General features: G+C 41.6%; 10 protein-coding genes. 9 read left to right on the top strand and 1 reads right to left on the bottom strand.

What is annotated here, in order from left to right; genetic code table 11:
• Window positions 1-306 precede the first annotated feature (306 nt).
• On the top strand, window positions 307-444 hold the full coding sequence (locus HUW51_RS23155; protein WP_185271956.1) for a hypothetical protein: 138 nt from the start codon (window positions 307-309) through the stop codon (window positions 442-444).
• A 108-nt stretch (window positions 445-552) separates the two neighbouring features.
• Here the strand turns inward: HUW51_RS23155 and HUW51_RS23150 are convergent, their stop codons facing one another.
• The gene (locus HUW51_RS23150; RefSeq protein ID WP_228466861.1) at window positions 553-1,416 is read right to left on the bottom strand and encodes a sugar phosphate isomerase/epimerase family protein; all 864 of its coding nucleotides are present in this window, start codon (window positions 1,414-1,416) and stop codon (window positions 553-555) included.
• Between the two features lie 648 nt (window positions 1,417-2,064).
• On the opposite strand from HUW51_RS23150, the gene HUW51_RS23145 reads away from it, so the two are divergent.
• From HUW51_RS23145 to HUW51_RS23110, 8 genes are all read left to right on the top strand, one after another.
• Window positions 2,065-3,609 carry an alpha-N-arabinofuranosidase gene (locus HUW51_RS23145; RefSeq protein WP_185271955.1) on the top strand — a complete coding sequence of 515 codons (1,545 nt, stop codon included), beginning with the start codon at window positions 2,065-2,067 and terminating at the stop codon, window positions 3,607-3,609.
• Between the two features lie 272 nt (window positions 3,610-3,881).
• Complete coding sequence (locus tag HUW51_RS23140; RefSeq protein WP_185271954.1) at window positions 3,882-5,090, top strand: aldose epimerase family protein; 1,209 nt, start codon at window positions 3,882-3,884, stop codon at window positions 5,088-5,090.
• A 622-nt stretch (window positions 5,091-5,712) separates the two neighbouring features.
• Window positions 5,713-6,420 (top strand): NUDIX hydrolase, encoded by a 708-nt coding sequence (locus HUW51_RS23135; RefSeq protein WP_185271953.1) that lies wholly within the window; start codon window positions 5,713-5,715, stop codon window positions 6,418-6,420.
• Window positions 6,421-7,059: 639 nt separating this feature from the next.
• A complete protein-coding gene (locus tag HUW51_RS23130; RefSeq protein ID WP_185271952.1) occupies window positions 7,060-8,853 on the top strand; it encodes a ribulokinase in 1,794 nt (597 codons plus the stop codon).
• Window positions 8,854-8,858: 5 nt separating this feature from the next.
• Window positions 8,859-9,557, top strand: a complete 699-nt coding sequence (locus tag HUW51_RS23125) for an L-ribulose-5-phosphate 4-epimerase (protein ID WP_185271951.1) — start codon at window positions 8,859-8,861, stop codon at window positions 9,555-9,557.
• 105 nt (window positions 9,558-9,662) lie between these two features.
• Window positions 9,663-10,343 carry a hypothetical protein gene (locus tag HUW51_RS23120; protein WP_185271950.1) on the top strand — a complete coding sequence of 227 codons (681 nt, stop codon included), beginning with the start codon at window positions 9,663-9,665 and terminating at the stop codon, window positions 10,341-10,343.
• A gap of 56 nt (window positions 10,344-10,399) precedes the next feature.
• Window positions 10,400-11,905, top strand: a complete 1,506-nt coding sequence (araA, locus tag HUW51_RS23115; protein ID WP_185271949.1) for an L-arabinose isomerase — start codon at window positions 10,400-10,402, stop codon at window positions 11,903-11,905.
• A 360-nt stretch (window positions 11,906-12,265) separates the two neighbouring features.
• A complete protein-coding gene (locus HUW51_RS23110) occupies window positions 12,266-13,963 on the top strand; it encodes a sodium:solute symporter family transporter (protein ID WP_185271948.1) in 1,698 nt (565 codons plus the stop codon).
• Window positions 13,964-14,182 lie beyond the last annotated feature (219 nt).

Genomic DNA, 14,182 nt, shown 5'->3' with positions numbered 1-14,182 from the left:
TTTAATTGATGTTGTGGGGCAATTTTAGGTAAGGTTTTTAGTATAGGAATATATCTTTTGGTGCGGGAATGTAGCCGTGCGAATCAGGGTAATATTGTATTTTGAAGGGGCGGGTCTACAGTAATTGGTTTTTTAATGGGAAGGGCAGAAATTAAACTAAATTGAAATAAGAATTCTGACACCCAGGCCGTAACCAGCAGACGTCCCTAAATGAAGCTGTTAAAAAAGTAGCATGTATGCGTAATTATAATAAGATTGCAGAACCTAACTTTTTAAAGTATATTTTAACTTTTTAAAACTACGACTATGAAAAAATCGACGGCGCTTATAATTGCTGCTTTGGCCCTGTGCGGCACCTTTACTTACTTGTATTTAAACCTGGTGCTGGAAGAAGATGAACTGGATATAGATTTGTATGATGAAGAAGAAAGCAACTATTATTAACAGACAGGTTTAATTTATTTTCGAGCACAAACCAAGGTTGTTTACGAAAACGGCACCTTTAAACTGTTATTAAGCAACTAAATTTCTGTTTTTTTAATTTTTAAAATTTTAAAAATTCTTCTTTAAAATATAATCGCGGCTCATAGTTAAACTTTCGAAAGGCTCCCGGCTGGTTTGGTCTTGTTCTACAAACCAATGCTTTAAGCCGGCTATTTCCCGCGCGGCAAACAGGCGATCAAAATTGATAATGCCATGGCCTACTTCGGCAAATTGCTCCGAGCCTTTTTCCATATCTTTCACGTGCCATAACGGAAAACGGCCGGGGTGTTTTTTAAAATATGCTACCGGATCTACTCCGGCTTTGGTTATCCAGAAAAGGTCGGCTTCCATTTTTAATAAATCTTTATCGGTTCGTTCCAGCAAAAGGTCGTAGGGAACAATGCCGTCTATCGGCGGAAACTCGAAATTGTGGCTATGATAACCTAATTGGATTTTAACTTTTTGGCAAGTTTCACCCGCGGTGTTTAATTTATCGGCTAAGGCTTTATAAAGGTCCAGGCTGGTGCGTTCTTCTTTAAACAGCCAGGCGCACACCATATAGGGTATATTCATCAAGGCAGTATCTTCTACGGCTTTATCCCAACCGTACCATAAAGTGCCTTTGGCTTTATCAATACGGCCGGTTTCAAAGTGTGCACTAATAATGGTAAAGCCCAAATCCGTGCATATTTTACTGAATTCCTTTGGGGTTTTACCCCAGTAAGTGCCATCGTAGCCAAATAACTCTAATTGGTTATAACCTATTTTGGCGAGTTTAGTTAAAGAGCCGATTAAATCTTTTTTTAAGTATTCCCGGATATTCCATAGCTGCACGCCAATGGCTTTGGGCAGGGGAGTAGCTAATAATTTTGGCGCCAGTGTTATACTGGCAGTTCCCATTGCCAGCGATTTCACGAAAGCTCTTCTTTGCATAACCAGGTTCGGAGTTTTTAAAATATAGAAAATTAAAAAATGAGAAATCGGTATTCTAAATTAAATAGGCGAAACAGCTTCTAAGTCAAAAAATTTAAAAATAAGCCTGCAGGTAGCTGCTTAAATTGTAATAACCTATTTTTTTATTTTTTATGGCTGCTTGTTCTGGAGCAATTTTTTAAATTTTAAAATTTTGATTAATTACCGGGAGTGATATTACAAATACTTAAAGTGTAAAGCTTCTATTTTTTAACCCTGATATTTGAAATTATAGCAACAGAAGCTATCATTTATTAAAGTATTATATCAATTATACTGTGTATTGTAAAGGTATTTGAAAGTTAGTAGCTGCTTAAACCAAAAGTATTGCAAACTTCCCCGGCATAACTTACATTTGAAACTTTAATGATAAATGTATTTTTAACACTTAAATACCTGCTTTACTATTTCCTTTACCTTTTTAGGTGAGTTAGTAACGCTAAAAAGTTTATGGGTTAGTTGATTTTTTTAAATTAATAATAGGGTACTAATAGTTGCTCCTAATTTTAGAGACGTTTTTAAAATACAATTTTCCTTCACCAAATACGCACTAGGCTATTGGTTAAGTAAGGCAAGAAGAAAATAAGTTAAATTTATACAACCTTTATAATGAACAAATTAAAATTAAGTTTGCTTTTTCTGGTAAGTGGTTTTTCTTCGTTTGCGCAGAATACCATTAAAATTAATCCGGCCGGAACTGGCAAGGCCGAAGTAAAAATCAGCAAACACATTTACGGCCATTTTGCCGAACATTTAGGCGCCTGTATTTACGGTGGTTTTTATGTAGGCGAGAACTCCAAAATACCCAATACCAATGGCGTTCGTAACGACGTAGTAACGGCGCTAAAAAATTTAAAAATTCCGAATTTACGCTGGCCCGGTGGTTGTTTTGCCGATACTTACCATTGGAAAGACGGCATTGGACCCAAAGATAAACGCCCGACCATTGTAAATACCTGGTGGGGTGGCGTAACCGAAAATAACAGTTTTGGTACCCACGATTTTTTAAATATGTGCGAGTTAATCGGCACCGAACCTTACCTGGCCGGTAACATTGGCAGCGGCACGGTGCAAGAACTGGCCGATTGGGTACAATACACCAATTTTGATGGCGAAAGTCCCATGTCGAAGCAGCGCCGCGAAAACGGCCGCGAAAAACCTTGGAAAGTTAAATACTGGGGCGTTGGTAACGAAGCCTGGGGTTGCGGCGGTAACATGACCGCTGATTATTACGCCAACGAATACCGCAAATACGCTACTTTTATTACGGACTGGAACAAATCCGGCGACTTATTCCGGATTGCCTCCGGCGCTAATTCGGCTGATTATAACTGGACCGAAACCTTAATGAAAAACATTCCGGGTAGTTTATTGGAAGGCGTAGCTTTGCACCATTATTCGGTAATTGACTGGAATAAAAAAGGGCCTTCTACCGATTTTAATGAGCAGCAATATTTTACCACCATGCAGCGGGCCTGGCAAATGGAAGAACTGGTAACCAAACATTCTGCTATTATGGATAAGTATGACCCGCAGAAAAAAATAGCTTTGGTGGTAGATGAATGGGGCGGCTGGTACGAAGTTGAGCCGGGTACTAACCCTGGATTTTTATATCAACAAAACACCATGCGCGATGCCATGATTGCCGGGATGACTTTAAATATTTTCAATAATCACAGCGACCGCGTTCGGATGGCAAACCTTGCTCAGGCTATAAACGTGTTGCAGGCCGTTATTCTGACGAAAGACGAAAAAATGATACTGACGCCTACCTACCACGTGATGGAAATGTACAATGTGCACCAGGATGCCACTTTACTACCATTAGAAGTTAAAAGTAAAGATTATGTAATGGGAGATAAAAAATTGCCGGCGGTTTCAGCTTCGGCTTCCCGCGATGCTAAGGGCTTGACTCATATCTCGCTGACAAATATTGATAGTAAAAATACCCAGGAAGTAAGCATTGATTTGCCTGGTACAAAAAATGGTGGCGTAACAGGTAGAATATTAGCTTCCGGAAAATTGCAGGATTATAACTCTTTCGAAAATCCTAAAAAAATTCAGCCAGCCGCCTTTAAAGATGCCAAGTTAAATGCCGGTAAATTAACCGTAAAAGTGCCGCCGTTTTCGGTAGTTGTGTTGGAAGTAAAGTAGTTAGTTCTTCTAACCAATTACTAACTTCTTAAAAATGTAGCCCCTTCGTATTTAGATCAATAATAATCTAGGTATTAAGGGGCTATAATTTTTTAAAATTATTTAAAATTAGAAATTAATAACCTAAGCAGACGATGTTATAATGCTGGCATTTAGTTTTAGTAAATACCTCGGGCAAATAGATTTAATTACTACTTTTAGAACCGATTAGTAAATTATTAAAAATAAAAGCTATACTTTAAACCTTCCACTTACATACGTAAAACTAAAAAATGAACCTTCGACTGAAATTACCTTTCTCTATTCTGGGAATTTTTTTATTGTCCTTGGGCGCCTGTAACAGCGGCAGCAAAAATCAAAATGCCGAATCTGATAGCAGCCAGGCCGCCGATTCTACGGCCACAGCTTCGTCGCCGGAAGTAAGTTTGCCCACAAAATCTGATTTTCAGAATGTTTTTTCCGACCAGAAAACGGACTTGTACGTGCTAAAAAACAAAAATAACGTGCAGGCAGCTATTACCAATTACGGAGGACGTTTGATAAGCTTGCTGGTTCCGGACAAATCCGGCAAAATGACCGATGTAATTGTGGGTTTCGATAAATTAAAGCCTTTTACCGAAGGAGGAGATACGTATTTTGGCGCCTTAATTGGTCGTTACGGCAACCGGATTGCCAAAGGTAAATTTACCCTCGATGGTAAAACGTATACCCTCGCTACCAATAACGGCCCGAACCATTTACACGGCGGTAAAGTAGGTTTTTCGCGGGTTATCTGGGATGGTAATCAAAGCAACGATAGCACTTTGGTATTAACCTATGTATCTAAAGATGGGGAAGAAGGCTATCCGGGTACTTTAACTTCTAAAGTAACGTACACCCTCAGCAGCGCGAATGAATTGAAAATTGATTACGAAGCTACTACCGATAAAAAAACCGTAGTAAACTTAACCAATCACTCATATTTTAACTTAAACGGCGCAGGCAGTGGTACCATCCTGGGCCACCAATTACAAATTAACGCCGACCGCTACACACCCGTTGATTCTACTTTAATTCCTACGGGTAAAATTGAAGCGCTAGCCGGCACCCCGCTCGACTTTAAAAAAGCTACTGCCATTGGCGACCGGATTAACGACACACACCAGCAAATAAAATTTGGCGGAGGCTACGACCATAATTACGTATTAGCTACCCAAAGAAGCGCTACGTTAAAACCGGCGGCTGCCGTACTCGGCGATAAAACCGGTATTTACATGGAAGTATCTACCCAAGAGCCTGGTATTCAATTCTACAGTGGTAACTTTTTAGAAGGTAAGAATCAAATTAAAGGCGGCAAACAAGACGAATACCGCTCAGCCTTTTGCCTCGAAACGCAGCATTTCCCTAATTCGCCGAACCAACCTAATTTCCCTTCCACGACACTAGCGCCGGGTCAAACCTATAAAACATCCACGGTTTATAAGTTTTCGGTGAAGCAGTAAATAATGGTGGAGCGGATTAATTAAAATTTAAAATTTTTAAGATTCTGATTGATCCGCTTTGCCGTTTTGCTCTACAGGAATGGTATACTCCCTAAAGAGTTTTCTTCTGGCGTATACTGTTCCTAAAACAATCTCCTTCATGAGCTTAACTTTATGGTTCGTATATCCGGTTCTCTTTAAAATAAAGAGACACAAGTAGCAAGATATTAGATGTTAGACTTTAGTGTAAAGCACTTAGAAGCCAACGTTTTAAAGTGATAATTTCTTTAAATCCTAAATCAAGTAGATTAGATTTCTGACCAGGTACTTAGGATATGGGCAAATGCGGGCAGTGAAGACACTGCCCATGGGCGATTAGATTATAGTGCTGGTGCAATCGATTGTGATTTCATAAACGAAATCCAATGCCATCGGCCATCGTTTGTGTCTTCACAAACGAACTCGTCGCAAACAGTTTTTAGTGCCTTGTACGAAAGTTCGATTGAAGAAATATCTCTTGCTGTTCAAGGTTTAATCCGGAATTTACTTTTATTTAAATCTGGTAGCGCCCAGGTAGCAAATTTTTAAAATTTTATATTTCTTGGAAGATAAATGGTTTATCCTTCCTTATTCTTTAAACTAAATGATGAAGTATATAGGTCAAACCCGAATATTGGTCGCCGTAGACTGTATTATATTCGGTTTTGATGGTACCGATTTTAAATTATTATTGATTCAGCGGGGCTTTGCGCCGGAGAAAAAGAAGTGGAGTTTAATGGGCGGGTTTATTCAACCGGAAGAAACCCTGGAAGTAGCCGCTAACCGGGTACTTAAACAATTAACCGGTTTAGAAGACGTGTACTTGGAACAGTTACCTGCATTTAGCGGTCCGGACCGCGACCCCGTGGAAAGAACTATTGCCGTACCTTACTTTGCTTTAATTGATATACACAAGTACGAAAAGCAAATCAGCCACGAGTACCACGCCGAATGGTTTTTACTAAACGACATGCCGCAGTTAATTTTCGACCACCGCGAAATGGTAGAATTAGCAAAAAAACGACTGCGCTACAAAGCTGCTTTGCATCCGGTGTTGTTTGAATTATTACCCGAGAAATTTACTATTCCGCAATTACAAGCCCTGTACGAAGGTCTATACGAAGCTGAATTTGATAAACGGAATTTCAGCCGGAAACTTTTATCGACTGGTTTGCTGGTGAAGCAAAACGAAAAAGACAAAGAAAACTCCCGCAAAGGCGCCTTTTACTATAAATTGGATAAGCGGAAATACTCCGAAAACTTCCAGGCATTTTTAAAATTCATCCCCAATCCGGATAAATTTCTGGTATAATAAGAAAAGAGACACTAGTATTTAGATATTAGATGTTAGATTTTTTGTGATTATTGAATTAAATATCAATGCTTTATTCAATAATTCCGACAACAATTAAAGTACTATACTTTAGCAAGTTACTTAACTTCATAATAGTTAGCGCTACATTAAAATTTTTAGAATACCCAGTTTAGGTTTCTGTTTATCTCTTTTAGTAAATTTTAATTTATCGCCTAGCCCAAAAACGTACAAGTAGTCCCAAAACAGGTTGCAGGTATAACCGTTAGTTTGTAAAAATTTTAAAAATTTTCGTTCACTGATCCAGTAAAGCTATGAAGAAATTACTTTTAATAATTAGTGTTACAACAGGCGTTTGGTTATCTGCTTGTTCAAACGAAAAGTCCGGTGCTAATAACACCTCCACTGAATCCGGCACAACGGTCAACTCGGATTCCAGTACAACCAATCCCATTAATTCCGAATACGGCACTCCGAACGCTTCCGAAAACCCGATAGACTCTGCCCAGAGCGCCAATCAGGATAGTACCTCGAAATAGCCCTTTTTCTATAAAATTATTTTGTTAAAAATGGCCGAAAAGAAAGCGGATATTTTTTTCTGAAAATAATAAGCGTTAATTTGACATTTTAAATTGTTTTATGGAAAAAGAGGCATATGTAATTGGGATTGATTACGGCACGGATTCGGTACGGTCGGTAGTGGTGAACGCGCTTAACGGACAGGAAGTAGCCGCCGTCGTGTACCAGTACCCCCGCTGGCAACAAGGTTTATATTGCATCCCCACCGAAAATCAGTTCCGGCAACATCCTTTGGATTATATCGAAGGTTTGGAACACACGGTTAAAGCTTGTCTGGCGCAAGCCGGACCGGAAGTAGCTGCGGCGGTTAAAGGTATTGCCGTAGATACTACGGGGTCTACGCCGGTGGCCGTGGATAAATCGGGTACGCCGCTGGCATTACTGCCGGGTTTTGAAGAAAACCCACATGCCATGTTTGTGCTCTGGAAAGACCATACCGCCGTAAACGAAGCCGCCGAAATAAACGAACACGCTAAAAATTTTGATATTAACTACCTGCAATACGTGGGCGGGATTTATTCTTCGGAGTGGTTCTGGGCCAAGTTACTGCGGACTTTACGCGCCGACGAACAAGTGCGAGCCGCTGCCTATTCCTGGGTAGAACACTGCGATTGGATTCCTTTTCTGCTTACTGGTGGTACCGAAGTTCAGGATATGAAACGCAGCGTGTGCGCGGCCGGTCATAAATCGTTATGGGCAACGGAGTTTAACGGTTTACCCCCCGAAGAGTTCTTTGCCTCTTTAGACAACTTACTTTCTGGTTTCCGCGAGCGGTTATTTACGGATGCTTACTCTTCTGATAAACCTGCTGGTAATCTTAGTTCGGAATGGGCCGAACGATTAGGGCTATCTACCGACGTTGTAGTAGGAGTAGGGGCTTTCGATGCGCACATGGGCGCTGTGGGCGGTCAGGTAGAACCATATCACCTGAGCAAAGTAATGGGCACTTCTACCTGCGACATGTTGGTAGCCCCTCTGGATGAAGTAAAAGATAAATTAGTAAATGGCATTTGCGGCCAAGTGCCGGGTTCGGTTATTCCGGGCATGATGGGCATGGAGGCTGGTCAATCGGCTTTTGGGGATACCTACGCCTGGTTTAAAAAAGTTTTGCTCTGGCCACTGCAACAACTGCTTGCTCAATCTAAAGTAATTAACGCCGAAACCGCAAATGATTTAATAGCCGAGATTTCTGGTCGCATTATTCCGGAGCTTAGCGCGGAAGCAGCCAAAATACCGGTGTCCGAAAATCTGGAATACGCCCTCGATTGGCTCAATGGCCGGCGAACTCCCGATGCCAATCAGCTTTTAAAAGGTGCTATTTCGGGTCTGGGTTTAGGCAGCGATGCTCCCCGTATTTTCCGGGCCTTGGTTGAAGCTACTTGCTTTGGCGCTAAAAATATAGTAGACCGCTTTAACGAACAAGGCGTGCCGGTGAAAGGCTTAATTGGCTTAGGCGGTGTCGCTAAAAAATCGCCGTTTATTATGCAAATGATGGCCGATGTAATGAATATGCCTATCCGGATTCATAAATCGGAACAAACCTGCGCGATTGGGGCTGCTATGTTTGCCGCTACGGCGGCCGGGATTTACCCTCGGGTAGAAGAAGCTATGGCCGCCATGGGGCAAGGCTTTGATGCCGAATACTTCCCTAATGCTGAACGGGCTAAAGTGTATGCCCAACGCTATGAAAAATATACTGCTTTAGGCGGATTTGTGGAAGGTCAGTTACGCGTCGTAAAATCACCTTTAATATCAGACTTGCCCGAAACGGGTACTAAAGCCCAGGAGCCACACACCAACGAGGAAAAGCAAAAAGAAGATGCCCTGGAAACGGCCGAAAATAGTAACAATTAAAAAACATGAGTACCTACGCCCACATTCAGGAAGAGGCCTACCGGGCCAATATGCAATTACCTAAATTAGGATTAGTACTATTTACTTTTGGCAACGTAAGCGCCGCTGACCGCAGCCAGGGTGTTTTTGCCATTAAACCCAGCGGCGTACCCTACGAAGACCTGACTCCTGAAAAAATGGTTATTGTGGATTTCGACGGCAATACCGTAGCTGGAAAGTTACGTCCTTCTTCGGATACTAAAACTCACGCGGTGCTGTACAAACATTGGGACAAAATTGGTGGCATTGTGCATACGCATTCTACTTACGCTACGGCTTGGGCTCAGGCGCAACGCGATATCCCGATTTACGGCACCACGCACGCCGACCATAATACCGTGGATATACCGTGTGCCCCACCCATGAGCGACGAAATGATTCAGGGCGATTACGAATACCAAACCGGTTTCCAGATTATGAATTACTTGCAGGATAAAGGCATGAGCTACGAAGAAGTAGAGATGATTCTGGTAGGAAATCACGCACCCTTTACCTGGGGCAAAAACGCCGACAAAGCCGTTTACAACAGTGCCGTGGTGGAAGAAATTGCTCGTATGGCTTTCTTAACCGAACAAATCCGGCCGGACGTGCCCCGTTTGCAGAACTCCTTGATTAAAAAACATTTCGAACGTAAACACGGTCCGCATTCTTACTACGGGCAATAGTTTTAGACCATAGTCCATGGTCGATAGACGATAGATTCTGGGCTAGGGGTTTTCAGGAGAATATAATGGTTTACAGTCAAGCTTTATGATATTTATAATAAAGGAATGTTTGAATTATTTAAGAAATCCAGGTGGAAAATTGAGGGAGCGGCTTTAAACTTCTTTCATTCTATCTTCTGTCAACTACCAATTAAGTATGAATTTCTCTTACAGGGACTTCATAAAGGTTTATACAAAAGTTATTTTATAAACTATGCAATGCCCAAAAACAATTACGCAATTGGGTTTGATCCTTCTCAGTCTGATAAGGAAGTAATAAAAGGACTGCGGTTTAAGCTAAATAACATTCAAATAATAGAAAATGAAAGGCCATTGAAGTTTGATTTGATTGTGTTTGATGGATTATGGTCTGGATTTGAGTTTGAAAAAAATATTTTACACTTAAAAGACCATCAAATTGATACTTCAAAGCTGGAAGAAATTAAAATTCTTAATAATGAGCTTTCAAGCCTGATTGGTGATCTTAAATCGGATAAACTAGACCTATATGATTTATCTGACATAGAAGTAGATAACAAAGAATTCTACCAAATCAAAGATTTAGAGGATGGAAATTATTTATGTATTGACCGCTCTGGAAAAGTTTATGGTTTGTTTCATGATCCTTTCGAAGTAGAATTAATTAGTTCTAGTCTAAGGAAGTTTGTTGGAGAAGTGAACTCAGGTGAATTTGATATTGATAACTATCTTAGGCTCAAAAGACAAGTAGATAACAAAAAATTATAAGGCAAATCTTTAATCTCATCCATGGACCATGGTCTATGGACCATCGACTAAAATACATGATAAACTTAAAAGAATTGGAAGTCTGGTTTATTACCGGTAGCCAGCATTTATACGGCGAAGAAACATTAAACCAGGTAGCAGAACATTCACAGCAAATAGCTAGTGCTTTAAATGAAGCTGAGCAAATTCCGGTGAAGGTGGTTTTTAAACCTACCGTTAAAACCACCGAAGAAATATACCGGATTTGTCAGGAAGCCAATGTAGCTGAAAAATGTATTGGGGTAATTACCTGGATGCATACTTTTTCGCCGGCTAAAATGTGGATTACCGGCTTAAAAATATTACAAAAACCTTTGCTGCATCTGCACACCCAATTCAACCGCGATATTCCGTGGAACTCTATTGATATGGATTTCATGAACCTGAACCAAAGCGCCCACGGCGACCGCGAGTTTGGTTTTATGGTATCGCGCATGCGCATTAACCGCAAAGTGGTGGTAGGTCACTGGCAAGACCCGGAAGTATTGACCCAAATAGGTGGCTGGAGCCGGGCCGCGGCCGGTTGGTACGATTGGCAAGGCGCTAAATTCGTACGTTTCGGCGATAACATGCGCTTTGTAGCCGTAACCGAAGGCGACAAAGTAGAGGCCGAAATGCAGTTTGGTTTTTCGGTAAATACCCACGGCATCGGCGATTTAGTAAAAGTAATTAACGAAGTACCCGAAACCGCCATTGAAGAGCTTATTCAGGAATACGAGGCAAGTTACACCTTAACTGAATCTTTACGCAAAGGAGGGGAGCAGTATTCCTCGTTGTACGAAGCAGCTAAAATTGAAATCGGGTTACGTACTTTTTTAGAGAACGGTAATTACAAAGGCTTTTCCGATACGTTTGAAGATTTGCACGGCATGGTACAATTGCCAGGTATAGCAGCCCAACGCTTAATGGCTCAAGGATATGGTTTTGCCGGCGAAGGTGACTGGAAAACAGCGGCTTTGGTCCGGGCAATGAAAGTAATGGGCAGCGGTTTACCAGGCGGTAACGCCTTTATGGAAGATTATACCTACCACTTCGACCCAAATAATGCCTTAGTATTAGGTTCGCACATGCTGGAGGTAGATGAATCTATTGCCACAGGCAAGCCTTCCTGCGAAGTACATCCTTTAGGTATTGGAGGTAAAGCTGATCCGATTCGGTTAGTATTTAACGTAGCCGGTGGACCTGCTTTAAATGCCTCGGTAGTGGATATGGGCAACCGTTTCCGGTTAATTGTAAACGAAGTAGAAGCCGTTGAACCGCAGCATGACTTACCAAAATTACCGGTAGCCCGCGTGCTTTGGAAACCGTACCCGGACATGAAAACCGGTTGTGCCGCCTGGATTCTGGCTGGCGGAGCGCACCATACCTGCTACAGTCAAAACTTAAGCTCTGAAATCCTGCAAGATTTTGCCGAAATGGCCAATATCGAATTTGTGCTGATTGACAAAGAAACCAAGCTGAATCAATTACGCAATGAGTTGCGCTGGAGCGAAGTGTATTACCAGGTAAATAAGAAATTTTAAATTTTTAAAAATTTAGGCTTTAGATCTCTAATTACAAGTATGAAGGCTTTCGTCAAAGTAGGCAGTGAGACACTTCCTACGGCGGTGTCGTGGTTTACGCCTTCTGTGCCGTCGTTAGTGTCTCAATGTCATCGTTTATGTCTTCACAAATGACTTACTATTTTTTGCTAAAGTCTTCCTGATATAAAATTAGGTGTAGGTAAACATTGCCAGCTTTACTAAATATTTAAAAAAAATGCTTCCGAGCCAAAAGCCATCTGCTAAAATACCTAAGCAACATTTATTTAAGGTTCTTTAACAAAGTATACCCCGTAGCTATCATAATGAAAATTTAATCTTATCACTTTTAATGAATCCGGCATGAGCAAATTCGCTACCATTGATTACGTAATTTTTTTCGTCTACTTTATTGTGGTAGCCGGTTATGGCTACTGGGTTTACCGGCGCAACCGCAACGTTAATGCCGATAGTAAAGATTATTTCCTGGCCGAAGGTACCTTAACCTGGTGGGCCATCGGGGCATCCTTAATTGCTTCTAATATTTCGGCGGAGCAGTTTATTGGTATGAGCGGGAATGGTTTTGTGGTAGGTATTGCCGTGGCTGCTTACGAGTGGATTGCCGCCATTGCTTTAATTATTGTGGCCGTCTGGTTTATTCCGGTATACCTTAAAAACCGGATTTTTACGATGCCGCAATTCCTGCAAAACCGGTACAACACCACCGTAGCTTTAATTATGGCTATTTTCTGGCTGTTCCTGTACGTGTTTGTAAACTTAACTTCAATTTTATACCTGGGCGCACTGGCCATCAATAACCTGGCCGGTGGCGCTAATTTCCATCTAATCGTAATTGCCCTGGCCATTTTTGCCATAATTATTACCCTGGGTGGCATGAACGTGATTGGGTACACCGATGTAATTCAGGTAACGGTGCTGATTCTGGGTGGTTTGGCTACAACGTATACCGCTTTAACGCTGGTAAGCGAAAAGTTTGGCTTAGGCAGCGATGTTATTGCCGGTTTTAACGCCCTCTTGCGCGATTCGCCGGATCATTTCCGAATGATTATCGACAAACCTGGACCGAATGCCTCGCAATCTGAAATTAATAAATACCTGATGCTACCGGGCATTGCTATGTATTTTGCCGGTATCTGGATTGTAAACCTGAACTACTGGGGCTGTAACCAATACATTACCCAACGGGCTTTGGGCGCTAACCTGGAAACTGCCCGTACCGGTATTTTATTCGCAGGTTTATTAAAATTAATGATGCCCATCATTGTAATGTTACCTGGTATTGCCGCTTACGTGTTGTACAAAAACGGTTCTTTGCAGGAAGAAATGGCGCCAGGTGGGACCTTTAACGCCGACAATGCTTACTCCGCTATTCTGGGCTTTTTACCAACCGGTATGAAAGGATTGTCTTTAGCAGCTTTAACTGCTGCCATTGTGGCCTCACTGGCAGGTAAAGCCAACAGCATTTCCACCATCTTTACTTTGGATATTTATAAAAAGTATATCAACCCAAAATCCGATGAGAAAAATTTAATCCGGATTGGTAAGATAACCATAATTGTGGCCATGCTATTCTCTATCTTCCTGACTTGGGACGACTTACTGGGAATTGGCGGCGAAGGTGGTTTTACCTTTATTCAAAAATATACTGGCTTTATCAGTCCGGGGGTATTTGCCATGTTTTTACTGGGTATGTTCTGGAAACGAACCACCGGTACAGCCGCAGTAGCCGGTTTGCTGACGGGCTTTATCTTATCGGTAATCTTTAACAACTACGCCCCAGCCTGGTTCGGCAACGAAACATTCCTGTATACGGCTTACCCGAACGGCAAAGGCGGCTACGAAATTCCATTCCAGATATGTATGGGCTTAGCCTTCCTGTTTACCATGATTGTGATGATTGCGCTAAGTTTAGCCGGCCCCAAAGTAAATCCGAAAGCCTTCGAACTAGACGCCACCATGTTCCGGGTTTCTAAACCTACCCTGGCTTTAATTGTAGTAACTATGTTACTCATCACCGTCCTGTACGTGCGTTTCTGGTAGAAAGAGAGAAAAGCAAAAAATTTAAAAAGCGAGCTGAGAAGTTCGCTTTTTAAATTTTATAGTAAACAATATTGCAACCACGAAGCAAATACCAACACAAGCAAGTTGAATAAAGAAAAGCAGTAGCTAAGAGAAACTGACACCAGTTTGGCTATTGAGATCCTTCTAAGGTTCCGGTGTGGCAAAGCCAAATTCCGCAGACGGAGTCGAGGAAAGGAA

Origin of the sequence: Adhaeribacter swui (assembly GCF_014217805.1) — a bacterium.
In the GTDB taxonomy this organism is placed as follows: Bacteria; Bacteroidota; Bacteroidia; order Cytophagales; family Hymenobacteraceae; genus Adhaeribacter; species Adhaeribacter swui.
Note: the sequence above shows the minus strand (reverse complement) of the source record. Positions and strands in the feature narration are given on the sequence as shown.